Here is a 26,264-nt window from a genome sequence, read left to right as displayed (position 1 = left end):
ATGGTTGATCAGACCCTCAGTCTAAGAAGTGTTGTCGCGCGATGCCAGCCTTCGCGCAACAAAAAAGCGCAAGAATTTGCAAGTCCAGCGCAAGAGGATGAAAGCAGCCCAGCGCCAGACGGGTCAGACTGTGCTTTTCGCTGTATGAGAAGAGAGAAATAATGAACGCATTGCTCTATGGACTGGTGGTCGTGATATGGGGAACGACCTGGATTTCCATTTTTCTGCAGCAGGGACCGGTCTCGGCCCCGGTGTCGATTTTCTGGCGCTTTGCCGTGGCCACCGCCACGATAATGATCGTCTTACTTGCCCTTCGCCGTTTGCGCAAGATGGCCCTGCGGGATCACCTCTTTTGCCTGCTGCAGGGATGCTGCGTTTTCTGCTTCAATTTCTGGTGTTTTTACGCCGCCGCCGCGCACATCAATACCGGCCTGGAGTCGGTGATTTTCTCCATGGCGGTGCTGTATAACGCCATTAACAGCTTTCTTTTCTTCGGACAGCGCCCGCCCGCTCGCTTCTGGACGGCCGCAGCGCTGGGCCTGGTCGGGATCATCACCCTCTTCTGGGACGATCTGCTGGCGAGCGGCTGGAGTGCCTCTTTACTGACGGGCATTGGCCTGTCGGCGCTGGGTACCTACGGATTCTCACTGGGTAATATGATCAGCATGCGCCACCAGCGTAACGGTCTGGAGACCATGACAACCAACGCCTGGGCGATGCTCTACGGTACGCTGGTGATGGGCGGTATTGCGCTCGTCAGAGGGGACAATTTTATGCCGGAATGGACGGTAAGCTACATCGGTGCACTGCTCTATCTGGCCCTGTTTGGCTCGGTGATTGCCTTTGGCGCCTACTTTACGTTGGTCGGACGCATCGGTCCGGGTAAAGCCGCCTACAGCACCCTGCTGTTTCCGCTGGTTGCGCTCTCTATTTCGACGATTTATGAAGGATACGTGTGGCACGTGAATGGGATTGTTGGGCTATTGCTGATTTTGGGCGGGAATATGGTGATGTTTACGAAGCCAGAAACCTGGTACAGACGACTGAGAACGGCATAAAAAAAGGCCTGCATCGCTGCAGGCCCTGATTCATTATTTCGCTGTTTTATGCACATCAAACATGGTGGCATCTGTCGCCATGTCATCCACGACTTGCTTCAGCGTTGCGAAGCCCATTGGCGTATTTTCGTTTGCCAACTCTTTCCCTTCGCCTTTACGCACCACTTTCATGACGGTTTTGTTCGTTGCCGCATCAATCAATTCACCTTCGAAGAACAGGTGCGTATCCATGGTGCGGTGACCGGTTGCCATCTGCGTACCCGCTACGACCAGCGCGACAGGCACCACTTCATAGAACTGCAGTCCTTCCTTCTGCGAACTCACGCCGGTGATGGCCCCGCGGAAGATCAGGCTGTGTTTGCCCGGCGTCGACACAACGGGTTTACGCTGACCAATTGCCGTTTTCATTTTGGTATTGGTATAGGACAGAAGCTCATCAAGCGTTTTTTGACCAATCTGAGTCGTCGGTTTTGGCGCCGGATAATAGGTTATCGGCGTCCAGAGAATACTGTCGTAATTGGCTTCGTTATATGAAGGATCAACCCAACGCAGCGTTGGTTTCCCCGTCGCGGACGTCGTTTGCTGCAAGCCTGAATAATCTTTTAAAAAGCCTGAAAATTGGTCAGGTGCGGCAACTTTCGATGCACAGCCCGCCAACGCCAACAGACCAGAAAGCACTGCAACTTTAAAAAAAGTGTGAGTACGCATGATGGTATTCCATGTTATCTGCAAGTATGCACTTGAAGTTATAGCAAAAGATGGGGGGATTTGTTGTGGCAAAAAATGATGCAGGTAGCACAAATTGCGAAAAGACTGCCCGAACGCGGTCCGGGCAGGACAACATTACGGCTTAATATCCACCTGCCAGAACAGATGCTTACCAAACGGGTCTATTTCGTAGCCTGTCACTTCCTTACGCACCGGTTCAAATATAGTGGAGTGTGCAATCATGACGGCTGGCATCTGGTCATGCATCATCTGCTGCGCCTCTTTGTACAAGGCAATGCGTTTATTCTGATCGGTTATCGATTTTGCCTCGGCAATAATCTTATCAAAGGGTTTGTAGCACCATTTGGCCGAATTCGAACCGCCGTTGGCGGACGTACAGGTAAAGAGCGGGCCAAAGAAGTTATCCGGGTCGCCCGTGGCTGTTGTCCAGCCCATCAGCGCAGCCTGATGTTCGCCCCCTTTCACACGCTTGAGGTATTCCCCCCACTCATAGGTGACAATTTTGGCCTGCACACCAACCTTCGCCCAGTCGGCCTGAATCATCTCCGCCATGCGTTTCGCATTCGGATTGTAGGGACGCTGCACCGGCATCGCCCACAAGTCGATGCTGACACCGTTAGCATAACCGGCCTCTTTCAGCAGCGCTTTCGCCTTTTCGGGATCGTAATCGTAATCCTTAAGCTCGCTGTCTGCGCTCCAGACGCCCGGCGGCAGCAGGTTTTTCGCCGCAGTGCCCGTACCGTGGAATACCGCGTCAATAATGGCGGGTTTATTGATCGCCATCGCCAGAGCCTGACGGACTTTCACATTATCCAGCGGCGGCTTTTGCGTATTGAATGCCAGAAAACCGGTATTCAGCCCCGCCTTGCTCATCAACGTGATGTCTTTGTTCGCCTTCATGCGCGGCAGATCGGCCGGGTTCGGGAACGGCATCACCTGACACTCATTTTTTTCGATTTTCGCAAAACGCACGGACGCATCCGGCGTGATGGTGAAGACCAGTCGATCCAGCTTCGATTTACCCTGCCAGTATTCCGGGAACGCCGTGAATAAAATGCGGGAGTCTTTCTGATACTGCGCCAGCCTGAACGGCCCGGTCCCGACAGGATCCATGTCGACCTTCTCCGGCGTACCGGCTTTGAGCATCGCATCGGCATATTCCGCCGAAAGAATCGAGGCAAAATACCACGCCAGATCGGCCACAAACGGCGCTTCCGGGTGAGCCAGCGTAAAGCGCACGGTATGGTCATCCACCTTGTCTATCGCGGTAATCAGGCTGCCAAACTCCAGGCTTTCGAAGTTGGAATAGCTGCCGTTGGAGACGTTATGGTACGGATGATTGACATCCTTCTGACGCATAAACGAGAAAATGACGTCGTCGGCGTTAAAATCCCGCGTCGGCTTGAACGCTTTATTGCTCTGGAATTTCACCCCTTTTCGCAGATGGAAGGTGTAGACCTTGCCGTCCTCGCTCACCTCCCAGCGCTCCGCCAGGCTCGGCACCAGCTCCGTTGTGCCCGGCTTAAAATCGACCAGTCGGTTATAGACCGGCACGGCGCTGGCATCCACGCTAGTTCCCGAGGTATATAGCTGAGGATTAAAGTTTTCTGGCGATCCTTCGGAACAATACACCAGCGTTTTCGCCACCACGGTGGAACTGACCGTCAGCGCAGCAAACGCGAGCGTTAACATTGTGAGTTTGCTTTTCATCATTTATTCCTGTCTTTTTAATTCGACGGCTAATTAATTCTTTTGCCATTCCATAAATAACATTAAAGTGATGTGGCAAACACCTGAAAAATAAATAAGGAATAAATCACTATGGGCTCGCCGCTTTCCAGACAATTAACGCATCGTTTTTTCCGCTATCTCGTTATCACCAGCCAGAGCGATCCCAAAGTGAAAACCCTGCCCTCAACGCCGGGCCAGCATGACATGGCGCGGGAGCTGGCGCAGGAGCTGGCACAGCTGGGGTTAGACGATATTGTGATTGATGAATTCGCCACGGTAACGGCGGTAAAAAAAGGCAACGTGCCCGGTGCACCGCGCATCGGCTTTATTACGCATATTGATACCGTAGACGTGGGCTTATCACCGGATATTCATCCGCAAATATTGACCTTTCATGGTGAAGATCTCTGTCTGAATAAAGAGAAAGACATCTGGTTACGTGTAAAAGAGCACCCAGAAATTCTGGCGTATCCTGGCGAAGAGATTATTTTCAGCGACGGAACCAGCGTATTAGGCGCAGATAATAAATCGGCGGTGACGGTGGTGATGACGGTGCTGGAAAACCTGACGGCGGAACATCAGCACGGGGATATCGTCGTGGCATTTGTGCCTGATGAAGAGATCGGCCTGAACGGTGCCAAGGCGCTGGATCTGAAACGCTTCGACGTCGATTTCGCCTGGACCATCGACTGCTGCGAGCTGGGTGAAATTGTCTACGAAAACTTTAATGCGGCAGCCGCAGAGATCCGCTTTACCGGCGTGACGGCGCACCCGATGTCCGCCAAAGGCGTGCTGGTGAACCCACTGCTGATGGCGACTGACTACATCAACCATTTTGACCGCCAGCAAACGCCGGAGTGCACCGAAGGGCGTGAAGGCTATATCTGGTTTAACGGCATTCAGGCCGGTCAGAACGAGGCCGTTCTTAAAGCCAATATCCGGGACTTCGATAAGGACAACTTTGCCGCCCGCAAGCAGCAGATTGCCGACATAGCCGCACTGATTGCCGCCCAACATCCAACGGCCAGGGTGGACTATCGCATTGAAGACACCTACAGCAATATCAGCAATGCGATTGGCGAAGACAGGCGCGCCATCGACCTGATGTTTAAAGCGATGGAATCGCTGGGCATCACGCCAAAACCCACGCCGATGCGCGGCGGTACCGACGGCGCAGCGCTCTCTGCTAAAGGGCTGCTCACCCCGAACTTCTTCACCGGCGCGCATAACTTCCACTCGACGTTCGAGTTTTTACCGCTGTCGTCGTTCGAGGCGTCGTACAACACTGCCCTGCAGATCTGCCTGCTGGCTGCCCGTTAAGCGGGCTTGCGTGCCAGCATAGTGGCAAAGCGCAGCTTGATGCGGTTGCCGTTTTCATCGGTGCGGTGCAGTTCGCCCACCTCTTCGTTGTATTTGAGCAACTCCCAGCCTTCATAGTAGTTGCTCAGCTCACCGGCTTTAAACGCAAACGGGAAGCCAACGGTGCACGGGTAGTCTGCCGTATCCATGGCGGCAACGATCAGGTTGTAGCCGCCGGGCTTCGTGCAGCGCTGCATATTGGCGATAAGACCAGGGATGGTGTTCGCTTCCAGGAACATCAGCACTACGGTGGAGAGGATAAAATCATACTCACCGTCGAAGCTCAGGTTGTTAAGATCTTTGATCGCAGTCTGCAGCGTCGTCATCCCTTCTGCCGCTTTGATGCGCTCGATGTTATCAATACTCATCGGGTTTTTATCCCAGGCGGTCACCTCAAAGCCGTTGGCGGCCAGGTAAAGGCTATTGCGGCCATTGCCGCAGCCCAAATCCAGCGTTTTACCCGGTTTAACGATCTCCGCGCTGTACAGCACCTCAGAGTGGGTACGGGTTAAACCATATTTCTCTGTGAAGTAATTTTCATCGACAGCCATTATTTTTCCTCAGATTGCATAAGCAGTGCTTTATCAGTGCGCACCAGAAGTTTGCCCTGTATCAGCAGGATAAATGTACGAACCAATAGCATCCCAATGATGAGATTGGTAAAGATAAACAGCGGCACGGCAATGGCATGGAAGAATCCAGACGAACTGCCGTGTCCCAGATGCAGCCCCGTAGTAGCCAGAGCCGACACGCCAAACGAAAAACTCCAGAAGGAGGCGTTAAACGGCTGAGACAAATACCACGGCAGCAGGCGCAGCATAAACAGCAACTGCAACAGGCCGTAGCCGAACAGCATTTTGGCGAAGGTATCGGCTTCCCCACCGTTGACGCTAAACCAGGCGCTACACGCCACCAACGCGGGCGCCAGTTGAATGCCTAAAGAGGTACGCTGCGCGGAGGGAAGCTCTCCGGCGCTGCGAAGACGCTGGAGGATCACCGGCTCCAGGCTGAGCCAGGAAAAGACGCCTGCGCCGAGGAAGACAAGCCCTGCGTCGTTGAATCCCAGAGCTCCGCACGCCATTGCGCTGATAAAATTATTCGCCACCGTTGGCAGATATAATCCCGGAGTGGTGGCCTCCTGCGGGTGCGTCCCCCGCCATAGCCCGGCGCTTTGCCAGGCAGCATAGGCAAGCTGCACCACCACGCCCACACCGAACAGCACCAGCGATACCGGGCGGAACCAGGGTACAAAGCCAATGGCAACCAGCATGGTGGTGGCCGGAAAAAGGCTGACGAAGCTGCTCATCACCGGGTGGCGCATCTCTGCCAGCACGCTGCACGGGAAACGGATCGCACGAGTGATAAACGCCGCTGTCAGTAAAAACCAGCATGTAACCGCGAGAGCGACCAGAATCTCACCCGGCCAGCGCGTCACCGGCCACAGAGTGCTGGCGTATCGCCAGGCGAAGCCCATGCCGATGATGCCCAGCACCATGCCAAAATACCCCGCGGGAAGGTTAAGCACCTGTTGGGATTTGTTAAAGTTATTCATTAATTTGATTTTTTAAAATGTATTTTAAATGCCATTTTAAGAGGTTTCCGCTGCGGATGCCAGCACAACGGAAAGCCGAAAGTTTGCTACGTTTAGTGGAGACGCTCACCTGGGATAACATGATGAACAAATACCGCCTTAGCGACGAGACCCGCCTCTGGCAGTGGAAAAACGGCGAGACAAGCCACTCAGCCACGCTGCGGCAGATTATCGCCACGGCGGATTTTAGCGACGTGACGGCCGGTACAAAAGGCGGCTGGATTGACGACGAGAGTGCCCTCGCGCAGGACGGTGACTGCTGGATCTACAACGAGAACAGCGTGGTATTTGCGGGCGCGACAATATCGGATAACGCCCGTCTTACCCAGCCTTGCGTCGTGAGCCACCGTGCCTGCGTCGGCGGTAACAGCTGGCTGGACAATGCACAGGTGAGCCATGAGGCAAAAATAAGTGACAACGTCACCATTCAGCAATCTACCGTACGCGGCGAATGCCATATTTACGGTGATGCCCGCGTGATCCACAACAGCATGGTGATTGCCGCGAAAGGCTTAACGACCGACCAGGAACAGATCCTCAAAATTTATGACCGGGCCACGGTGAGCGAGTCGCGCATTGTGCATCAGGCGCAAATCTACGGCGACGCGCTGGTCAGCTATGCCTTTATCGAGCATCGAGCCGAAGTCTTCGACAGGGCCATCCTGGAGGGTAACGATCTCAACAACGTCTGGGTCTGTGACTGCGCCAAAGTGTACGGCAATGCGCGTCTTATTGCGGGCTTTGATGACGACGCTATCCCCACCGTGCGCTACAGTTCGCAGGTTGCAGAAAACGCCGTTATCGAAGGTAACTGCGTCATTAAGCATCACGTGCTGATCGGTGGAGAGGCGTGGCTGCGCGGTGGGCCGATTCTGATTGACGATAAAGTCGTTATCCAGGGACGCGCGCGCATCAGTGGCGACGTGTTTATCGAACATCGGGTGGAGATTACCGACGATGCGGTGATTGAAGCCTTTATGGGCGAGAACATTCACCTGCGTGGGGAAAAGGCGATCAACGGCGATACGCGCATTACCCGCACGCCGCTGCTTGGCGCGCTATAGCGGGAACAGTCTCGCGTAGGTATTTACATCATCATAACGGCCGTTCAGGTATTCGGCCTCCCGCAGGCACCCTTCGAGCATAAAACCGTTGCGCAGCGCAACAGCATTGCTGCTGTGGTTATCCACCCGACACTTAATCACAAAGCGACGAACGGTCCCGAGTTCAACATAATGGCGCATAAACGCCTGCAGCGATCGGGAGAGAATGCCCTTTCCCTGATGCGCTTCATCCAGCCAGTAGCCGATATAGCCCGTTTTGTTCGCGGGTTCAATGGCGTTGAACGACAGCACGCCCGCCAGCGCATCGTCATGAAAAATTAAAAACATTTTGGCGTAGCCGCGCTGGTGCAGCATTTGGTTACTCTGCACGTTGCGGCGGGTATCCTCTTCGCTGCCCACGTGCTGCGCCCAGTCAAAGGCGGTTTGCAGGAAGATTTTGTTTTTGATGACGAGGTTGTGCAGGTCGGCGGTGTAATGCTCTTCGACGGATCGCAGTTCGATTTGCTGTGAAACGGGGATGATTTCTGAAGACATGGTGCCTCTCAATTGCCGGGTGGCGCTAACGCTTACCCGGCCTACAAATGCGTCCAGAGTAGGCCGGATAAGGCGAAGCCGCCACCCGGCACAACCCCACAAACGTTAACGCATTATCCGGTCGTCAACGTAGTTACGCTTATCCGGCGCTGGCGGGAAATACTGATACAGCCAGGTTTCACTGATGGCATCGCCCTGACAGCGCAGGAACAGGCGCATATCCACCGGCTCGGTTGAATCCGAGGTTGGATACCAGTCAAACAGAATACGATACCCGTCAAACGGCTCAACGTAGAGGATCTCAACCTGCTTCGCTTCACCGCTGGAGAGCGTGATCACCGGCTCGATACCTTTTGGCGCAGCGGCCTTCAGGTCGCCACCGACGAAATCAATGGCAAAGCGACGCGCCCAGACTTTCGGGTAATTTTCGCCCGGTGCCCAGCCTTCCGGGAAGCCCCCCATACCGGTACGGGTGGCGAAAACGTTCGCCAGCGGAGAACGCACCGGCGGCTGCGCGCTCCAGTAAAGGCGGTACTTGAAGTCCAGCTCGTCCCCCGCTTCCACCGGCTTCTCCGGCTGCCAGAAGCAGACCACGTTATCCAGCGTTTCGCCCGTCGTTGGGATCTCCATCAGCCCTACCGCGCCTTTACCCCAGTCGTTACGCGGTTCAACCCACAGGCTTGGACGTTTGTTATACCAGCCCATCACATCCTGATAGTGAGAGAAATCGCGGTCAAGCTGCAGCAGGCCAAAGCCCTTAGGGTTCTTATCCATGTAGGCATTGAACTGCAGCTTCTGCGGGTTATTCAGCGGACGACAGATCCACTCCCCGTTGCCGCGCCACATCGCCAGGCGGTCGGAGTCGTGGATTTGCGGGTGAATGGTGTCGCACATGCGGCGCTCGTTATTACCGCAGCTGAACATGCTGGTCATCGGCGCGATGCCCAACTGCTTGATGTCTTTACGCGCATAGAGATGGTTTTCCACCTCCATAATCACCTGGCTCTTCTCGCAGTGGATCACGAACTTATAGGCACCGGTGATGCTTGGGCTATCCAGCAGCGTGTAGACGGTAAAAGTGGTATCGCCCGGCTTAACGGTTTCAAACCAGAAGGAGGTGAAATCCGGGAACTCTTCCGGCGTGTCGGTGAAGGTATCCACCGCCAGACCGCGTGCGGAAAGGCCGTACTGATAGGTGTCATCCACCGCGCGGAAGTAGCTCGCACCGAGGAACGAGACGATATCGCGACGCGCAAGCTCGGGGGCTTTAAAGGCGCGGAAGCCCGCAAAACCGAGATCGCTCTGGCCTTCAAGCTGTTTGGTATCGACACCCGTGTCGCCGTAGCTGAACAGTTCAGGGCGGAAGTGGATCTCACGCGCCTGAGAGGTTGTCTGATCCAGCGAGAACATACGCACGCGGCGGCGGAAACCCATCCCCATATGGAAGAACTGCACGTCCAGCTGACGGCCTTCGATGTTATTCCACAGAGACTGTTTTTCGTCGTAGCGGATGGCGTTATACGCCTGCGGCGTCATGGTTGCCAGCGTCTCCGGCAGCGGACGCGGCGCGCCACCCCACGGGGTTTTCGCCAGATCATGCGCCATGGATTGCAGTACGGAGAAGTCAAAACGACGGCTCTGGCCGTCTGCAATGTCAGAGTCAGCCGCGTAGGCCGCTTTGGAAAACAGGGAAGCAAGGCCAGATGTGCCGCTCAGGGCAGCCATTGCAAGCGAGCCTTTTAGAAAACGTCTGCGATTCATGCCTGGAAAAACGTCCTTATGGTCGTGTGAATGTGTTTCGCACGCGGCGAAATGACGGCAAGAAAGAACGCACAGCCTAAACAAAAATGGTTAAGAATCCAATTGTTGGCCGGTGATTATATGAACAAAGTGAGAAATATTTTCTGTCGACCAGAACGGCCCGAAAGTGGTGTAAAGAAAGCCTGGAAAATGTGTATAAAAATGCCCCGGTGTGACATCACTCACCGGGGCCAACGAGGCGGTTATTTTACGCTGACATCGATACCCGGGAAGTACTTATCAGCGAGTTTAGCGATCGTGCCGTCGGCACGTACTTTATCAATCGCGGCATCAAGCTGCTTTTTGGTGGCCTCGTCACCCTTACGCAACCCAAAACCGATCCCACTGCCGAGGATGGTGTCGTCCGACACCGGTTTGCCGATAAAGCCAAACCCTTTACCCTGTGGCTTGCTGAGGAAACCTGCCTGCCCGGCCGCGGACATCACCAGCGAGGCGTCGATACGGCCATTCAGCAGATCGCCCCACGCCATATTCTGATCTTTATAAGACACCACGGTGACACCGTGTTTTTCCCAGTGCTCTTTGGCATAGGTTTCCTGAATGGACCCCTGCAGCACGCCAATGGTTTTCCCCTTCAGCCCTTCAGCCGTCGTGTCTACCGCCGTACCGGCTTTGCCGACCAGCTGCGACGGAATGCGGTAAATCGGCTGGGTAAAATCAATGCTTTTGCGGCGCTGCTCGGTGATGTTCATCGCCGAGTTAATGGCATCGAATTTTTTCGCCACCAGGCCCGGGATCAACGCATCAAATGAGGTTTCAACCCAGCTGCACTTAAGCGCTGCCGCTTTGCAGATAGCGTTGCCCAGCTCAACGTCGAACCCTTCCAGTTCACCAGACGCATTGCGGCTTTCAAACGGCGGATATTCTGCCTCAAGGCCGTAACGTAACTCGGTGGCAGCGAAGGAAGAAAACGTACACAGCAATCCCATGCCGACTATTAACGCGCGTAATTTCATCTACAACTCCTCAGAGCCTATCTCAGCGTGGTTTAACCCGACACAGGGCTTGGGCACCTGCCCGTAACGTCGCCTCATCTTTCGCAAAAGAGAGTCGAATCAATTTATTATCCGTGCCGTCCGCGTAAAACGCCGACAGCGGAATGGTGGCCACGCCACACTCGACGATCAGCCGTTTGACCATCTCGCTGTCGCGCTCGTCGCTGAAATGGCTGTAATCCGCCAGCAGGAAGAACGATCCGGCACTTGGCAGCAGTCGGAACGGTGATTCCGCCAGCAAACTTTGCAGCAGGTCGCGCTTGCGTTGATAGAACGCAGAGAGCGACAGCCAGGTTTGCGGATCGACCATGTGTTCAGCAAACGCGTGCTGCATTGGCGTATCGGCAGAAAACATTAAAAATTGATGGACTTTACAAATCTCGTCCATCAGCACCGCCGGGGCAACACAGTAACCCACTCGCCAGCCGGTGACGTGATAGGTTTTTCCGAACGATGAGATAATCACGCTGCGCTCCGCCAGCTGCGGATGCGTCGCCATGCCGTGGTGCGGCTCGCCGTCAAAAACGACGTGCTCGTACACTTCGTCAGACAAAATAATGATGTCGGTATTACGGGTCACCGCCACCAGCTGTTGCAGATCGTTCGCTGAGAAGACCTGACCACTCGGATTATGCGGCGTGTTGATGATGATCATACGCGTGCGCGGCGTAATCGCGGCGCGAACTTCGTCCCAGTTAACGGCAAAATCCGGAACGGTCAGCTTAATGGCAACGGGTGTCGCCCCCTGCAACCGGACTATCGGCGCGTAGCTGTCAAATGACGGTTCGAAGTAAATCACCTCATCGCCAGGATGGACCAGCCCGCTGATGGCCGAGTAGAGCCCTTCACTGGCGCTGGCAGTTACGAGCACTTCACTGCCGGGGTCATACCGGGTGCCGTAAAGCGTGGCAATCTTTTCCGCAATGCGTTCTTTCAGGGAGGTCAGACCCGTCATTGCCGCGTACTGGTTATGCCCCGCCTCCATGGCGCGGGTGACACCGGCGATAAGCTTTGGGTCGCAGGAAAAATTGGGCGCGCCCTGAGAAAGGTTGATGGCGTTATGCTGTGCAGAAAGCTGCCCGATAACGGTAAAAATCGTGGTCCCCACGTCAGGCAATTTTGAACGGGTTTGCACCGGTGTCTGTAAAGTCATCCTCTGTCCCTTCTCATTGTTGTTGCATAACTATTCAAACAATAACTCGGCTATCGGGACAATCGAATTGTTGTCATAATAGCCATGAGAAAAACGCATAGCTGAGGTGTAGTATGTCGCGCCGTTCATTCCCGCTTAATGCCATCGACGCCTTTTTGATCACCGCGCGTCATCTGAACCTTACCCATGCGGCGCAGGAGCTTTGCCTGACGCAAGGTGCCGTGAGCCGCAAAATTGCCTCACTCGAAGCGTGGTTTGGCTTTCCCCTGTTCGAACGCCATGCGCGCGGGCTGCGGCTCTCTCCCCAGGGCAGCGCCCTGCTTCCTGAAATGCAATCGGCCTTTACGCAGTTATTGAACGTTGCGGATCGGGCGCGGGCGCACCAGACCGTCATTCGCCTGAAAGCGCCGACCTGCGCCATGCGCTGGCTAATTCCCCGGCTGCTGGACGTGGAGCGCGAACAGCCGGATCTGCAAATTGCGTTGACCACCACGACCGATCACAACGTCAATTTCAAAACCGAATCTTACGATGCCGCCATTGTTTTCGGCACCCACATGAGCGCGGGCGATTTGCTGTTTGAAGAAGCGCTGACGCCGGTGCTTAGCCCACTCCGGGCAGGCGCAACGCTGGGCGCCTTGACTTTTCTTCATCCGACAAGAGATAAAACCGACTGGTCATTGTGGCTGGCGAAACAGGAAAGCCCGGCGTTTGTTATGCACAAAAATCAACACTTCGACACCATGGATCTCGCCATTACTGCTGCCATTCAGGGCCTCGGCGTCGCCATTGCTGACGAAACGCTGGTGGCGGAAGATGTTCGCGCTGGAAGGCTGTTGCGGCCTTATGAGACAAGCATAAAAACCGGCGCGAGCTACCGGCTGGTGCTGCGCGAAACGCCAGGCGAGGAAAATGGTCTGGCGGCGTTTCGCGCCTGTTTGCTTAATCGAGGCTGACGTGGTGCTTCATTACCCGTTTGAAGAGACTCATGCGGGCGCGCATAAAGCGGTTTTCAAGCCTGAAACCTGCATGTTTATTCACTCCAATACGCAACAATACGTCGCGCCCTTTGCGACAGGCGGGCCAGTGCACCGGTCCGGATAAGCTGTCCTGCGCCCCGGCCTCACGCGCGAAGCTCACCCAGTAATCCGCGACCTGGGCAGCAAACTGCAGATCGCGTTCGTTCACGTACTGACGAGAAGGTTCTACCTGACCCAGGGTATCGAACACGTAAGGCACTTCATTGCCGTGCCAGGCACCGTTGATATAGGTGCCATGTTCCGCTTCCGCGACATAATCAAACCAGTAGCGCCAGCACAGTCCGCCCACACGCTGCTGAGCCTGCATCGCCACATAGCCCATCGTGGTAAAGGCCATATCACGGCACACCTGTCTGCCCAGCTCTTCATCCCCCTTCACGCCCGGATAGAGCAGCTTAATCAGCCCCAGGCCAAAGCGTCGTTCCTGGCGAAGCTTCTGAATTTGCCCGGCAAGATCCACGCCAAACACCGCCATCACGCTGGCTTCATCGCTGTTCGAACCAATCATTAGCGGAACGGGATACTGTCGCGCGGCAAAGAACACATCCAGCATCGCTTCCGGCAGGACGCAATCCCCAACGACGGGCGCAGGCGCAACGTTCAGCGGCGACGTGAGCGGCCAGAAGGCCTCAGGCGGCAGAGCGCGCAGCTGCCCGGCGGTGGCGTTCTCCAGCCCAAAATGAGTTGCTATCGCTTCCCCTTTTTGCAGGGCTTTCTCGCGCGGCGTATCCGGTAAGGTGTACCCGCTTTGCACGATCGCTTTATGGAACAATCCTTCCGCCAGCGGCGATGCCATCAGCGACAACACGCTGCGCGCGCCCGCAGATTCACCAAACAGCGTCACGCAGTTCGGATCCCCGCCAAATGCGGCAATGTTATCCCGCACCCACTCCAGCGCGGCGATCTGGTCAAGTAACGCAAAGTTATGCACCACGCGGCTTTCTTCACCTTCCAGCGCCGGATGCGCGAAAAAGCCGAGATGACCCAGACGGTAGTTGACCGTCACAACCACCACGCCGCGCGATGCCAGCGCTTTACCGTTGTAGGGCGGCAGGCTACCCGCGCCAATCGTGAACCCGCCGCCGTGCAGCCAGACCATGACCGGAAGCAGCCCGGCGCGATCGACGGGAGACCAGACGTTAAGATAGAGACAATCTTCCGAGAACTGGCCGGGATCGCCGCCGCCCAGCTCTTTGCAGTACTCAATGCTTTGCCAGCTTGAGGGCGAAAACGTCGTTGCCTGCCGTTCGCCCTCCCAGCTTTCCGGTGGACGCGGAGAGCGCCAGCGCCAGTCGCCCACGGGCGGTGCAGCGTAGGGGATCCCACACCACACATGAATATTGTTGTCTGTAAAACCAGTCAGTGCGCCCTGGCGCGTTTCAACCACAGGGGCGGAGGGATTTTGCATAACCACCTTCTTTTTCCATCACACCCCTGCAGAGTAACGATTTCAGAGCAAACCGCAACGCTGTTTGCTGCGCGCTTCCGCCTCCTGATAGAGCGTGAATTCGTCATATACCGTACAGCCCAGCGCCGCTTCAAAGGCCTCGCGGCTGGCATTTCCCTGACTGCGCGCCTGCGTTTCATTTCCGAGGTTGGACTGGAAAATACCCGCCGCGCTAACCGGCAGAAAATCTTCATACGTTATGGGTTGAGCAACCACCCAGCCGCGTTCGATCAGCGGCTGCGGATCGTCTCCCGGTCGAAACGCGTGGCGATGCGCTTCACCCGCTGGCGTCAGGCGATAGCGGAAATAGGCCAGCTCCTGACGGCGCAGGAACATTTCACTGTCCGGAAATGCACTGAACACCTCGCGCAGATGCAGCTGGTGCATAAGGTTATCTTTACCGGTACCGGCCTGGCTTAACAGACTGTCGTACATCTCCCGACCTTTCGGCGTCAGCGCAACGCCACGCTGTTCAATTTCACCGAAGCGTGCGGTATGCGTTCCCTTATGTTCCCCGGCGAAAAGAACCGGTTCTTCCAGCGCCTTAAAGCTGGTCTGACGCAGCAGGATCGGCACCTCACGGCGCGGCGGCCCTTCAATCAGGATTTTTGGCTCAATGCCGTACTTCGGCATCAGCTCCTGCACCCGGTCGATATCCAGCGTGCGTGGGGTCAGATGGTTAATGTGGCAACCGGGGAAGCACACCACGTCGGCAATCAGCTTATGTTCTTTGCTCAGCGCCAGATAGGTTTCCTGGTCGACCGTTGCGTGGCTATGCCAGCGGAATGTTTCCAGCGCTTCCTGAACAAACTCGCGCGCCTGCGTTTCAGTGAATGCGCCTTCTGACTCATGCAGCGCGATCAGTTCCAGACAACGCGGCGTGAAAATGTTCCGCTGGGCGAGGATCCCGGCGGCACGTTCGCGCAGCTCAACATTTTCAATCAGCTCCAGGCGCAGCAGCGAGGTAAAAATACGAAACGGATTACGACACAGCGCCGCATCGTCCACCGGGCGGAACGCCGTGGAATGGACAGGCACCGCCGCCTGTGAGAGATCGTAATAACTGACCGGATACATTCCCATAATGGCGAACATGCGGCGCAAGGTGGACAGTTCCTGTGCGGTGCCGACGCGAATTGCGCCGTGACGTTCGACATTCAGGCGCGCGAGTTCATCCGCGTTCGCCAGCTGTTCATGTAAGAGTGGATTATTTTCAAGAACCGCCAGGTTAACGTCCGCCACCAGTTCCAGCAAGGTGCCGTACTGCGGAACTTCCTGCTGGTACATCGCCGACATAGCCTGCGAAAAGTGTTCCCGAATATCATCAGCCGTGATGGTGTTCGCCATGATGTCATGCCTCCAGTGAATATTACCTGGAGTGTAGAGAAGCCCGTTCCTTCCGGCGGGAAGAATTTACGAATTGTGATCCAGGCAGATGAGTGGTCAAAGCCTGTCCATTACCCAAAACAGGTTGTAACTCAAACAGATCAAATGTTAAAAATATTTTGCTATCAAGTTATCAAAATCAAACAACTTAACTTGTCACCCGCATCGCTCTGTTTTTAACATCGCCTATGGAAAAAAATGGTCTGTTCAGTCAGCGCATACGCTTGCGCCATTTGCATACATTTGTGGCCGTCGCTCAACAGGGAACGCTGGGGCGAGCGGCTGAAACCCTTAACCTCAGTCAACCTGCACTTTCAAAAACCCTGAACGAGCTGGAACAGCTTACCGGAACGCGGCTCTTCGATCGCGGTCGTCTGGGCGCACAGCTCACGATCGTGGGTGAGCAATTTCTGACGCACGCGGTAAAAGTGCTGGATGCCCTCAACACCGCAGGCCAGGCGTTGAACCGGAAAGAGGAACCTGCCAGCGATATCGTGCGCGTGGGCGCGCTTCCTACCGCGGCGCTGGGCATTTTGCCCGCGGTGATTGGTCAGTTTCACAAGCAGCAAAAGCACGCCACGATTCAGGTCGCCACCATGAATAACACGATGCTGCTTGCCGGTCTGAAAGCGGGCGAACTGGATCTGGGTATTGGCAGAATGTCCGATCCGGAATTGATGAGCGGCCTCAATTACGAACTCTTGTTCCTGGAATCACTCAAGCTGGTTGTCCGTCCCGATCACCCGCTGTTGCAGGACACCGTGACCCTGAGCCGCGTCATGGAGTGGCCGGTTGTTGTGTCACCAAAAGGTACGGTTCCGCGTCAGAATGCCGAAACGCTACTCGAAATGCAGGGGTGCACGCTCCCGTCGGGCTGCATTGAAACCCTGTCAGCCTCTCTTTCGCGCCAGCTTACCGTGGACTATGACTACGTCTGGTTCGTCCCCTCAGGTGCTGTCAAAGACGATTTACGCCGTGGCACCCTGACCGCACTCCCGGTGACCTCGCCGGGAGCCGGGGAACCTATTGGGATCCTGACCCGTGTTGATGCCCCGCTCTCCCCAGGTGCACAAGCGCTGTTAAGCGCGATCCGCAAGTCCATGCCAGCCTGATGTCCCTGCCCTGACCCGCCGTCAAGGCGGGTTTACCTTCTCCTGGGCAAATAATGCGAAATCATTCATTAACAATTGCGTAAAACAATTTAACAGTTTTATCATAGCCGCGATTTCACCAAATGGTTCGCACACGAATTTATACGAGTGAATTTCACGCTATTCAAACGGTAAAAACATCATAACGCCCGTCCTGCATGACCCAATTGGTACAGATGCGCACAGCACACCAGACGGGCGGGCGTGTTTAAGGAGATAGACATGGCATTTGGCAGCGCGCCACGCGGGTTACCTCGTATCCTGCAGTGGCTCCTTGTCGGACTGATGATGCTCATCGGTCTGGCAGTCGGCGGGCTGGGCTTGAAGCTCGCTACAGTAGGTGGAAGTCTGTACTTCCTGATCATGGGTGCGGTGATGGTAATTGCTGCCATCCTGATATTCACCAACCGCACCAGCGGCATGGTGCTGTATGGTATCGCGTTTATCGCCTCGTTATTCTGGGCGGTAAGCGATGCAGGCTGGGATTTTTGGCCGCTCTTTTCCCGCCTCTTCACCTTCGCCGTGCTGGCGTTCCTGTGCGCGATTGTGTGGCCCTTCCTGCGCGCCGCAAATACCCGTGAGCCGGTTAACAAAGCGCCCGCTTTTGGCATTGCCGCCGTGCTGGCCGTGGTCATGCTGGTCAGCCTGGGCTGGATGTTTAAGCCGCAGACGCTGGTTGCCGCGAATGAATCAGTGCCGGTAAAACCTGTCGCCGAAGGCGAGCAGCAGAAAAACTGGGCGCACTGGGGGAACACGACCCACGGCGATCGCTTTGCCGCGCTGGACCAGATTAACAAGCAAAACGTCAGCGATCTGAAAGTCGCCTGGGTTGCACACACCGGGGATATCCCGCAGAGCAACGGCTCGGGTGCGGAAGATCAGAATACCCCGTTACAGATTGGCGACACGCTGTATGTCTGTACGCCGTACAGCAAAGTGCTGGCGCTGGACGTAGATTCCGGTAAAGAAAAATGGCGTTACGATTCTAAAGCTACGGCCCCTAACTGGCAGCGCTGCCGCGGTCTGGGCTATTTTGAAGATAGCTCAAGCGTGACAGCCTCACAGACGGAGACACAGCCTGCGGCATGCCCTCGCCGTCTGTTCCTGCCGACTACCGATGCCCGCCTGATTGCCATCAATGCGGATAACGGCAAGGTCTGCGAAGACTTCGGCGACCACGGCACCGTGGATCTGAGCGTCGGTATGGGCGAAATTAAGCCTGGGTATTATCAGCAGACCTCCACGCCGCTGGTGGCCGGGAATGTCGTTGTCGTCGGCGGTCGCGTCGCGGATAACTTCTCCACCGGCGAACCGCCGGGCGTAGTGCGCGCATACGATGTTCACACCGGCAAGCTGGCCTGGGCGTGGGATCCGGGTAATCCGAACCTCACCGGCCTGCCGCCGGAAGGCCAGACCTATACGCGCGGCACGCCGAACGTCTGGTCAGCCATGTCTTACGATGCAAAACTCAATCTGATTTATCTGCCAACCGGCAACGCCACCCCGGACTTCTGGGCGGGTGAACGTACCGCGCTGGACGACAAATACAGCTCCTCCATCGTGGCCGTCGACGCAACGACCGGTCAGGTGCGCTGGCATTTCCAGACCACCCACCACGATCTGTGGGACTTTGACCTGCCTTCCCAGCCGCTGCTGTACGATCTTCCTGACGGTAAAGGGGGCACCACGCCGGTGCTGGTGCAGACCAGCAAGCAGGGCATGATCTTCATGCTTAACCGCGAAACCGGTAAGCCGGTGGCGAAGGTTGAAGAACGTCCCGTTCCGGCGGGTAACGTTGAAGGTGAACGCTACTCCCCAACCCAGCCGTATTCCGTGGGCATGCCGATGATTGGCAACCAGACGCTGACTGAATCCGACATGTGGGGGGCGACGCCTGTTGACCTGCTGCTGTGCCGTATTCAGTTTAAAGAGATGCGTCATCAGGGCGTCTTCACCCCACCGGGCCTCGACCGTTCCCTGCAGTTCCCTGGCTCTCTCGGCGGGATGAACTGGGGCAGCGTGTCGGTTGACCCGAACAACGGCCTGATGTTCGTCAACGATATGCGTCTGGGTCTGGCGAACTATATGGTTCCTCGCGCGAATGTTTCGAAAAATGCCAGCGGCATTGAGATGGGGATTGTCCCCATGGACGGCACGCCGTTCGGCGCGATGCGTGAGCGCTTCCTGTCACCGCTGGGCATTCCGTGCCAGAAACCGCCGTTTGGCACCATGTCAGCGGTCGATCTGAAATCCGGCAAGCTGGTGTGGCAGGTTCCTGTCGGCACCGTGGAAGATACCGGTCCGCTGGGTATTCGTATGCATATGCCAATCCCGATCGGCATGCCAACCCTTGGCGCATCGCTCTCCACGCAGTCTGGTCTGCTGTTCTTCGCCGGTACTCAGGATTTCTACCTGCGCGCGTTTGATACCGCCACCGGGAAAGAGATCTGGAAAGACCGTCTGCCGGTAGGCAGCCAGTCCGGGCCGATGACCTACGTTTCACCGAAAACCGGTAAGCAGTACATCATCATTAATGCAGGCGGAGCACGTCAGTCGCCGGATCGCGGTGATTACGTTATCGCGTATGCGTTACCCGATAAGAAGTAACAGATGAAAAAGGGACCGAAAGGTCCCTTTTTTGGAGGACTGGTTTTGTAGGTCGGGTAAGCGCAGCGCCACCCGACAAACCCGCAACTCAGAACGTCTCCCAGTTATCCCCGGAAACCGTAGCCGCTGGGCGCAATGGCACACCCTTCGCCACTGGCGCAGACGCTACCACACGCCCCGCCGTTGCCCCGTTCAGCCGAAATGCCCCTACTGCTTCCGTCAGACGCGCACCCTGTTCTTCCAGCGATGCCGCGGCCGCTGAGGCTTCTTCCACCAGCGAGGCGTTTTGCTGGGTGACTTTATCCATCTCAGAAATGGCCTGGCTCACCTGGACAATGCCACGGCTCTGCTCGTCGGACGCGGCAGCAATTTCCAGCATGATATCGGTGACGCGCTTCACCGCCTCGACGATTTCATTCATGGTGTTCCCCGCCGCGACCACTTCACCCGACCCCTGGTCAATCAGGGTCACCGACTCGTTGATCAGGCTTTCAATCTCTTTCGCGGCGTTGGCGCTGCGGCTTGCCAGCGTGCGCACTTCACTCGCCACCACCGCAAAGCCTCGTCCCTGCTCGCCTGCACGCGCCGCTTCAACGGCGGCGTTCAGCGCCAGAATATTGGTCTGGAAGGCAATGCTGTTAATCACGGCGGTAATTTCTGAAATTTTCTTCGAACTGGTCGAGATATTGCCCATCGTTTTCACCACGCCGGACACCATCTGGCCGCCGCGGCTGGCTTTGCCGGAAGCATCTTCCGCCAGTTTGCTGGCATGATGGGCATTATCGGCGTTCTGTTTCACCGTTGCGGTCAACTGCTCCATGCTGGCGGCGGTCTGCTCAATCGCGGCTGCCTGCTGTTCGGTACGAGAAGAGAGGTCGGTATTTCCCGCAGAGATCTCGCTGGTGCCGCGATAAATCTCTTCAGCCCCCTGGCGCACGGTGCCTACGGTGGTCACCAGCGAATGCTGCATGGTTTGCAGATCCCGCGTCAGGCGACCGATCTCGCTCCGGCTTGTCGGATCGTCCGGCATGGTTAAATCACCTTTCGCAATATTCTCAATGCGGGTGGCAGCACGCTGAAGCGGGTTAATCACCGTCCGGCGCAGCACCACAAAGGTCATGGCCGTTAACACCAGCGCCAGCGCAAACGCGCCGACCATAAACATCAGCCCTAGCTGTGTACGGGTGTGGGCCTGAGCGGTTAGCGCGCTGGCACGATCGGTACGGATTTTGATGGCCTTCAGCAGGACGGCGTTGTAGGCGTCATCCAGCGGACGCGCGGTTTCGTTTTCATGATTGATGATCGCCTCAAACATGCCGTTTTTGGCAAATTTCACCATTGGCTGCAGCCCCGCTATATAGGCGTCATAGCGTGCTTTCAGCTCAGCATCCAGCGCTTCGTCCGCAGAGGTGCGCACGGCGCGATTCATATAGGCGGTAAAGCTTGACTGCGATTGCTTGATGCGCGTTTCCGCCTCGCTAATGTTTTGCTTCATCGCCTCCATTTCCGCGATACGGCTGGCCGCACCGGCATGGATCATATTGATTCGCGCGGTACGTAAATGGTTGGAGCTGTTCGAAAGCCCCATACGCACCTGAATTTCTGCTGTGACATCCTGCTGATCGGTATCAGCCTGCAACAGGAAATACCCCGCCAGACCTGCGCTCAAGGCAAACAGAAGAATAATGCCACCGAGAATGGAGGAAAACAGCGGAACCAGCCTGATGTGATGCAAGAAGCCCAGCTTGCGCTGCGCCTGCATCGAAGTTGTGTTGTCCATGACCGTCGACTCTCTTATAGGTAAGATGCGTAAAAATATGCGTGTTATACCCTAAATAATTCGAGTTGCATGACAAAACGGCTAGCCGTTTTGAACAGCGCTTGCGCTGGCCCCGAAGGGGCGAGGCCACAGGCCGAGTCACGCGGCAAGGGAGTGAATCCCCGGGAACTTACATAAGTAAGTGACTGGGGTGAACGAGTGCGGCCAACGCACAGGCAACTTGAAGTATGACGGGTATAGATAGTCATCGGCACGGCAGGGATTTAGATTACGGCTAAAAACGCCGCACTGGTCACACTTTAGAGAAGATTATTAAAGAAACGCCAGCGGCGAAAAACCGCTGGCAGAAGAGTTACTTGTCGCCGAAATGAATGACGGTACGAATGGATTTACCTTCATGCATCAGATCGAAAGCTTCATTGATCTGCTCCAGCGGCAAACGGTGCGTAATGAACGGATCCAGCTGAATTTTGCCTACCATCGCATCTTCAACCATTCCCGGCAGCTGGGTACGCCCTTTCACGCCGCCAAATGCCGAACCGCGCCATACGCGACCGGTCACCAGCTGGAATGGACGCGTTTTGATCTCCTGACCCGCACCCGCCACGCCGATGATGATGCTTTCGCCCCAGCCTTTGTGGCAGCACTCCAGCGCGGAACGCATGACGTTCACGTTGCCGATACACTCGAAGCTAAAATCAACGCCGCCGTCGGTGAGCTCAACAATCACGTCCTGCACCGGCTTTTCGTAATCTTTCGGGTTCACGAAATCGGTCGCGCCCATTTCACCCGCCAGTTTGAATTTCTCCGGATTGGTGTCGACAGCAATGATACGGCCTGCTTTCGCCTGCACCGCGCCCTGGATCACCGCCAGACCAATCCCACCGAGACCGAACACCGCAACGGTATCGCCTTCTTTCACTTTCGCCGTGTTGTGTACCGCACCGATACCGGTGGTCACGCCGCAGCCCAGCAGGCAGACTTTATCCAGCGGCGCCTGCGGGTTGACCTTCGCCAGTGAAATTTCCGCACAGACGGTGTACTCGCTAAACGTGCTGGTGCCCATGTAGTGATAAATCGGCTCGCCGTTGTAGGAGAAACGCGTAGTACCGTCCGGCATCAGGCCTTTGCCCTGGGTAGCGCGAACGGCCTGACAGAGGTTGGTTTTGCCGGATTTACAGAACTTACACTCGCCGCATTCTGCGGTGTAGAGAGGAATAACATGATCGCCCGGCTTCAGGCTGGTCACGCCCTCACCTACTTCAACCACGATACCGCCGCCTTCGTGGCCAAGCACCGCCGGGAAAACGCCTTCAGGATCGTCACCGGACAGCGTAAACGCATCGGTATGGCACACGCCGGTATGGGTAATTTTGATCAGCACTTCGCCTTTCTTTGGCGGTGCAACGTCGATTTCAACGATTTTTAACGGCTGGCCTGGACCAAATGCGACGGCTGCGCGTGATTTCATAATGACTTCCCTTATGTGATGTCTGTGGGTTTATTTTAGATAAGAGCGCAGCAAATGGCCGACTTCCGCCATCCGAACTGCCCGCTGATCCGGGGTTGTCTCCCCCGTCACCAGCTCATCTTTGAGGTGAATTTCGACCATTTCGCCCATCAGGCCATTGGCAGCGCCGCGCACGGCGGCGATTTGCTGCAAAATGGCAAGGCAGGGATCGCCCGATTCCAGCGCACGTTCAAGGGCATCAACCTGGCCCCGAATGCGACGGACGCGCGTGAGAATGCGTTTTTTATCTTCGGGTGAATGCGGCATACGCCCTCCGTTAAGATACTATAGGGGGGTATGGTATTTTACTTTTCTGGTGATGTAAACCTTCTATTTCCGCTGCAAAAACAACGTATCTACTGCATATCATCAACCAAACAAATGAAAACCCAAAAGATATAACCAACTGAAATATATGATTTTTCAATAACATTAATTGCCTAACCGGATTCAACCTCACGTTGTTTAGTGACTTTTTCCTATACAACAGGAGTTAACAAATGGCATGGAACAAACACGCAGCAGCTCTACACGCACGCCAGAATGCCGGCACTTCATCGCAAAGTCGTTGTGGAGAATTTACGCGTAAGGCAATACGTGCAGGTGGCGTGGATATTGGCAATGCACCTAACGCAAAAGACTATGGCAGTAACCTTGAACGAGCAGGTTTCCGAGTTTTAGGGCAAGGTGAAATATTACAGGAAGGCGACGTGGTTGTTATTCAACCTTATGATGGCGGTAATCCTGCGGGCCATATGGCAATTTATGACGGCACAACCTGGTACTCTGATTTCAGACAAAGAGATATGTGGGGTGGTCCGGGATATCGCTCCGCACAACCTACTTACAAGATTTACAGGAAAAACTAATGCGTAACGTTCTTTTGATGTGCCTGTTGCTGACGGGGTGTGCAACTCAGATGGTTACGCCTGAAAAACGTACACATGATTTTTATACGTTCTACCTCATGGCTTTCGTCACAGACAGCAAAGAAGATGATCTCGATTCACTAAAAATGCGTGACTATATTGCGCAAGACACGCTCTCCCGACTGCAGAAAATATCCTCTCTCTATGAGCAGGAAATTATCGGTTCCGACTATTTTACCTATACGCAGGACTATGCGGCAGAGTGGATCCCTGACCTAAGCGTAAGCAATGCGATTAACTATGCGTCCGGAAAAGTTGTTAACGTTCAGCTGGGTGTGGGTAATGAGCGGAAATTGCAGCTAAAAGTGTATCTGCGCACAGAAGATGGTAAATGGAAAATTTATCGCGTAACTGACGTAAGCCATCATTTCGAACAGTATATTTTTGACGACAGGGCGATTGCTGCCGCACAACGATATGCGGCCGGTATTACCTCTCCATAATTAGCAAGTTCGGTCAGGATTCTGGCGTTTAGCGGCCAGCCTGCGCCAGCATTTGCAACTCTTCCTTAAGCCATCGGGTCGCGCCTCGCTGGCCGCTGCGTTTATGCGAATAAATTTTCACTTCAAACGTGCGTATCGAAAACGGTAAAGGAAAAATCCTCAGCTCCGCTGCCGCAGCCAGCTTCTCAGCGGCAAAACGGGGGATCGCCATCAGCAGGTCACTTTCCGCAACGATAAAGGGCGCGCTGAGCATCGACGGCGTTTTGATCGCAATTTGTCGGGTATAGCCCAGTTGTTCGAGCCGCACGTCCAGAACGCCCTGCTTCTCATTCCATGGCGTCACCACCAGGTGTCGTGCTGCGAGATAATCCTCCAGCGTCAGACGCGTCCGCCGGGCGTTGCTGATGACCACATACTCATCTTCAAACCAGTCGATCTCTTCCAGTTCAGGGTGCCGGGTATCATCCTGAGTGCTGAACCCCAGCGCGAGATCCACTTCACCTGCCAGCAGTTCCGTCAGCGCCGGGCTGTGCGGCAGATAGCGTAATTCGAAACGCAAACCCGGGGCAGCAAGCTGCAGTTTGTGCATCAGCACGGGGAAAATGCACAGCGCGGTAAAGTCCGTAATCCCAATTTGTAAGCTTTCGGTACTGTTGGCCGGGTCAAACTCCGGCTGCGGGGTCAGCTCATGATTCAGGAACGACAATGCGGAAGCAATAGAAGGCGCAAGCTGAGTGGCATACACGCTGGGGGACATGCGATGCCCTTCCCGAAAAAAAAGCGGGTCATTAAGGGTAATGCGCAAACGCGACAGCGCATGGCTCAGTGCCGATGTGCTCATCGCCAGCTCATCAGCGGCCAGCCGGACGGAACGGTGGCGGTAAATTGCGTCGAAAACGGGCAGCAGGTTTAAATCAAGGCGTCTCAGTGCCGGATGCATAATATTCATCATTTGTTGATTTCATTGCACTTAATTCTTCGGACAATACTCCGTATGCTTAACGCCATCAATCGAAATACAGGCTACAAAAACAGGAAAAACAATGAGCATAACCATTCGTCAGGCCCGTCCCGAAGATGCGGCGGCAATTTACGCCATGATCTACGAGCTCGCGGTGTATGAAAAAGCGCCGGAAGAAGTCGTGACCACGCCAGAGGAGATCCGGGAAACGCTCTTTGGCACCGGCAGTCAAACCGAAGCGTTGATCGCGGAATATGAAGGTAAGATCGCCGGCTATGCCGTGTTCTTCACCAGCTATTCTACCTGGCTAGGACGCAACGGTATTTACATGGAAGACCTGTACGTTTCCCCGGATTATCGTGGAAAAGGCGCGGGAAGAGCGCTGCTGAAACATATCGCGCAGCTCGCGGTAAAACGGCAGTGCGGCCGCCTTGAATGGAGCGTGCTGGACTGGAACCAGCCCGCCATCGATTTTTACCTGAGCATAGGCGCGCTGCCGCAGTCCGAATGGGTTCGCTATCGTCTTGATGGCGAAGCGCTGCTGAGTTTTGCCGAATAACAGCGTCTCTCTGTGCGAGTCCTCCGCACAGAGATATATCCGAAAACAGCCCTGCCAGGTGCCGAAATTAACCTTTCGTCTCTCACATCCTTAAAGAGCGGCTATCCTTTAATTATCAACAAAAGGAGGTAAAAATGTCCGATCTCGGTACTGATAAAAACACCCAATTTGCAGAAGACAAAGCCAAAAATAAGCTTGATGAACTGGCAGGTTCAGCGCAGCAGCAGTTTGGTGAATTCGTAGATTCACCAAAGCACCAGGTCAAAGGTGCGGCGAGAAAATATGCCGCCCAGGCCAGCGATGCCGTTTCTGACGTAACGGAAGCGGTTAAGAATAATCCCCTGACCGGGCTCATTGCCGCCGGTGCAGTGGGTATTGTTCTCGGCCTGCTGCTGGGACGAAAATAACAAAGGCCC

General features: G+C 55.3%; 24 protein-coding genes. 10 read left to right on the top strand and 14 right to left on the bottom strand.

Annotated elements, in window-relative coordinates; translation table 11 throughout:
* The first annotated feature begins 161 nt into the window (after nucleotides 1-161).
* Nucleotides 162-1,058 (top strand): DMT family transporter, encoded by an 897-nt coding sequence (locus ACOQH0_RS11065; protein WP_421512261.1) that lies wholly within the window; start codon nucleotides 162-164, stop codon nucleotides 1,056-1,058.
* A 33-nt stretch (nucleotides 1,059-1,091) separates the two neighbouring features.
* Here ACOQH0_RS11065 and ACOQH0_RS11060 read toward each other — a convergent pair whose 3' ends face one another.
* Together ACOQH0_RS11060 and ACOQH0_RS11055 are read right to left on the bottom strand one after the other, a co-directional pair.
* A complete protein-coding gene (locus ACOQH0_RS11060) occupies nucleotides 1,092-1,766 on the bottom strand; it encodes a DUF3313 domain-containing protein (RefSeq protein WP_421512260.1) in 675 nt (224 codons plus the stop codon).
* Nucleotides 1,767-1,901: 135 nt separating this feature from the next.
* Nucleotides 1,902-3,497: an ABC transporter substrate-binding protein gene (locus tag ACOQH0_RS11055; protein WP_421512346.1), complete on the bottom strand. Its 1,596-nt coding sequence runs from the start codon at nucleotides 3,495-3,497 to the stop codon at nucleotides 1,902-1,904.
* 111 nt (nucleotides 3,498-3,608) lie between these two features.
* Here ACOQH0_RS11055 and pepT point away from each other — a divergent pair, with 111 nt between their 5' ends.
* Nucleotides 3,609-4,838: a peptidase T gene (gene pepT, locus ACOQH0_RS11050; protein WP_421512259.1), complete on the top strand. Its 1,230-nt coding sequence runs from the start codon at nucleotides 3,609-3,611 to the stop codon at nucleotides 4,836-4,838.
* On the opposite strand, the gene tehB is transcribed toward pepT, so the two are convergent.
* Both tehB and tehA read right to left on the bottom strand, forming a co-directional pair.
* A complete protein-coding gene (gene tehB / locus ACOQH0_RS11045) occupies nucleotides 4,835-5,428 on the bottom strand; it encodes a tellurite resistance methyltransferase TehB (RefSeq protein ID WP_256459567.1) in 594 nt (197 codons plus the stop codon). The genes pepT and tehB overlap by 4 nt on opposite strands.
* Nucleotides 5,428-6,429 carry a dicarboxylate transporter/tellurite-resistance protein TehA gene (gene tehA / locus ACOQH0_RS11040; RefSeq protein WP_120158119.1) on the bottom strand — a complete coding sequence of 334 codons (1,002 nt, stop codon included), beginning with the start codon at nucleotides 6,427-6,429 and terminating at the stop codon, nucleotides 5,428-5,430. The genes tehB and tehA overlap by 1 nt, the downstream gene beginning before the upstream one ends.
* Before the next feature lie 122 nt (nucleotides 6,430-6,551).
* Here tehA and ydcK point away from each other — a divergent pair, with 122 nt between their 5' ends.
* Entirely contained in the window at nucleotides 6,552-7,532 is a 981-nt protein-coding gene (gene ydcK / locus ACOQH0_RS11035; protein ID WP_421512345.1) for a YdcK family protein, read from the top strand.
* Here the strand turns inward: ydcK and rimL are convergent.
* The 4 genes from rimL to ACOQH0_RS11015 form a co-directional block, all read right to left on the bottom strand.
* Nucleotides 7,527-8,066 carry a 50S ribosomal protein L7/L12-serine acetyltransferase gene (gene rimL / locus ACOQH0_RS11030; protein ID WP_421512258.1) on the bottom strand — a complete coding sequence of 180 codons (540 nt, stop codon included), beginning with the start codon at nucleotides 8,064-8,066 and terminating at the stop codon, nucleotides 7,527-7,529. The two genes, ydcK and rimL, sit on opposite strands and share 6 nt — an antisense overlap.
* A 105-nt stretch (nucleotides 8,067-8,171) precedes the next feature.
* Nucleotides 8,172-9,827 carry a glucan biosynthesis protein D gene (locus tag ACOQH0_RS11025; protein WP_042715325.1) on the bottom strand — a complete coding sequence of 552 codons (1,656 nt, stop codon included), beginning with the start codon at nucleotides 9,825-9,827 and terminating at the stop codon, nucleotides 8,172-8,174.
* Nucleotides 9,828-10,069: 242 nt separating this feature from the next.
* A complete protein-coding gene (locus tag ACOQH0_RS11020; protein WP_010431012.1) occupies nucleotides 10,070-10,843 on the bottom strand; it encodes a transporter substrate-binding domain-containing protein in 774 nt (257 codons plus the stop codon).
* A 22-nt stretch (nucleotides 10,844-10,865) separates the two neighbouring features.
* Nucleotides 10,866-12,035 carry a pyridoxal phosphate-dependent aminotransferase gene (locus ACOQH0_RS11015; protein WP_010431010.1) on the bottom strand — a complete coding sequence of 390 codons (1,170 nt, stop codon included), beginning with the start codon at nucleotides 12,033-12,035 and terminating at the stop codon, nucleotides 10,866-10,868.
* Between the two features lie 113 nt (nucleotides 12,036-12,148).
* Here ACOQH0_RS11015 and ACOQH0_RS11010 point away from each other — a divergent pair, with 113 nt between their 5' ends.
* Complete coding sequence (locus tag ACOQH0_RS11010; protein WP_010431009.1) at nucleotides 12,149-12,991, top strand: LysR family transcriptional regulator; 843 nt, start codon at nucleotides 12,149-12,151, stop codon at nucleotides 12,989-12,991.
* Here ACOQH0_RS11010 and ACOQH0_RS11005 read toward each other — a convergent pair.
* Together ACOQH0_RS11005 and hglS are read right to left on the bottom strand one after the other, a co-directional pair.
* Nucleotides 12,978-14,483, bottom strand: coding sequence for a carboxylesterase/lipase family protein (locus tag ACOQH0_RS11005; RefSeq protein ID WP_421512257.1), 1,506 nt, complete (start codon nucleotides 14,481-14,483; stop codon nucleotides 12,978-12,980). The two genes, ACOQH0_RS11010 and ACOQH0_RS11005, sit on opposite strands and share 14 nt — an antisense overlap.
* A gap of 42 nt (nucleotides 14,484-14,525) precedes the next feature.
* Nucleotides 14,526-15,869 carry a 2-oxoadipate dioxygenase/decarboxylase HglS gene (hglS, locus tag ACOQH0_RS11000; RefSeq protein ID WP_421512256.1) on the bottom strand — a complete coding sequence of 448 codons (1,344 nt, stop codon included), beginning with the start codon at nucleotides 15,867-15,869 and terminating at the stop codon, nucleotides 14,526-14,528.
* 227 nt (nucleotides 15,870-16,096) lie between these two features.
* Between hglS and ACOQH0_RS10995 the strand changes: the two genes are divergently transcribed.
* Entirely contained in the window at nucleotides 16,097-17,020 is a 924-nt protein-coding gene (locus tag ACOQH0_RS10995; protein WP_421512255.1) for a LysR substrate-binding domain-containing protein, read from the top strand.
* A 261-nt stretch (nucleotides 17,021-17,281) separates the two neighbouring features.
* On the top strand, nucleotides 17,282-19,666 hold the full coding sequence (locus tag ACOQH0_RS10990; RefSeq protein WP_421512254.1) for a glucose/quinate/shikimate family membrane-bound PQQ-dependent dehydrogenase: 2,385 nt from the start codon (nucleotides 17,282-17,284) through the stop codon (nucleotides 19,664-19,666).
* Between the two features lie 88 nt (nucleotides 19,667-19,754).
* Here the strand turns inward: ACOQH0_RS10990 and ACOQH0_RS10985 are convergent, their stop codons facing one another.
* The 3 genes from ACOQH0_RS10985 to ACOQH0_RS10975 all read right to left on the bottom strand — a co-directional run bounded on the left by ACOQH0_RS10985 (nucleotide 19,755) and on the right by ACOQH0_RS10975 (nucleotide 23,223).
* Nucleotides 19,755-21,446: a methyl-accepting chemotaxis protein gene (locus ACOQH0_RS10985; protein ID WP_029485074.1), complete on the bottom strand. Its 1,692-nt coding sequence runs from the start codon at nucleotides 21,444-21,446 to the stop codon at nucleotides 19,755-19,757.
* A gap of 352 nt (nucleotides 21,447-21,798) precedes the next feature.
* Nucleotides 21,799-22,917, bottom strand: a complete 1,119-nt coding sequence (locus ACOQH0_RS10980; protein ID WP_182402205.1) for an S-(hydroxymethyl)glutathione dehydrogenase/class III alcohol dehydrogenase — start codon at nucleotides 22,915-22,917, stop codon at nucleotides 21,799-21,801.
* A 30-nt stretch (nucleotides 22,918-22,947) separates the two neighbouring features.
* Complete coding sequence (locus ACOQH0_RS10975) at nucleotides 22,948-23,223, bottom strand: metal/formaldehyde-sensitive transcriptional repressor (RefSeq protein WP_003857256.1); 276 nt, start codon at nucleotides 23,221-23,223, stop codon at nucleotides 22,948-22,950.
* 233 nt (nucleotides 23,224-23,456) lie between these two features.
* Here ACOQH0_RS10975 and ACOQH0_RS10970 point away from each other — a divergent pair, with 233 nt between their 5' ends.
* Nucleotides 23,457-23,825 (top strand): hypothetical protein, encoded by a 369-nt coding sequence (locus ACOQH0_RS10970; RefSeq protein ID WP_421512253.1) that lies wholly within the window; start codon nucleotides 23,457-23,459, stop codon nucleotides 23,823-23,825.
* Entirely contained in the window at nucleotides 23,825-24,328 is a 504-nt protein-coding gene (locus ACOQH0_RS10965) for a YbjP/YqhG family protein (protein WP_421512252.1), read from the top strand. Before ACOQH0_RS10970 ends, ACOQH0_RS10965 begins: the two co-directional genes overlap by 1 nt.
* 28 nt (nucleotides 24,329-24,356) lie before the next feature.
* Here the strand turns inward: ACOQH0_RS10965 and ACOQH0_RS10960 are convergent, their stop codons facing one another.
* Nucleotides 24,357-25,280: a LysR family transcriptional regulator gene (locus tag ACOQH0_RS10960; RefSeq protein WP_421512251.1), complete on the bottom strand. Its 924-nt coding sequence runs from the start codon at nucleotides 25,278-25,280 to the stop codon at nucleotides 24,357-24,359.
* 91 nt (nucleotides 25,281-25,371) lie between these two features.
* On the opposite strand from ACOQH0_RS10960, the gene ACOQH0_RS10955 reads away from it, so the two are divergent.
* Together ACOQH0_RS10955 and ACOQH0_RS10950 are read left to right on the top strand one after the other, a co-directional pair.
* A complete protein-coding gene (locus ACOQH0_RS10955; RefSeq protein WP_089601340.1) occupies nucleotides 25,372-25,848 on the top strand; it encodes a GNAT family N-acetyltransferase in 477 nt (158 codons plus the stop codon).
* A 134-nt stretch (nucleotides 25,849-25,982) separates the two neighbouring features.
* On the top strand, nucleotides 25,983-26,255 hold the full coding sequence (locus tag ACOQH0_RS10950; RefSeq protein ID WP_089601338.1) for a DUF883 family protein: 273 nt from the start codon (nucleotides 25,983-25,985) through the stop codon (nucleotides 26,253-26,255).
* The last annotated feature ends 9 nt before the right edge of the window (nucleotides 26,256-26,264 follow it).

Origin of the sequence: Enterobacter sp. JS8-1 (genome assembly GCF_049187015.1) — a bacterium.
Taxonomy (GTDB): domain Bacteria; phylum Pseudomonadota; class Gammaproteobacteria; order Enterobacterales; family Enterobacteriaceae; genus Enterobacter; species Enterobacter mori.
The sequence above is the reverse complement of the archived record's forward strand: the minus strand, read 5'-3'. Positions and strand labels throughout refer to the sequence as shown.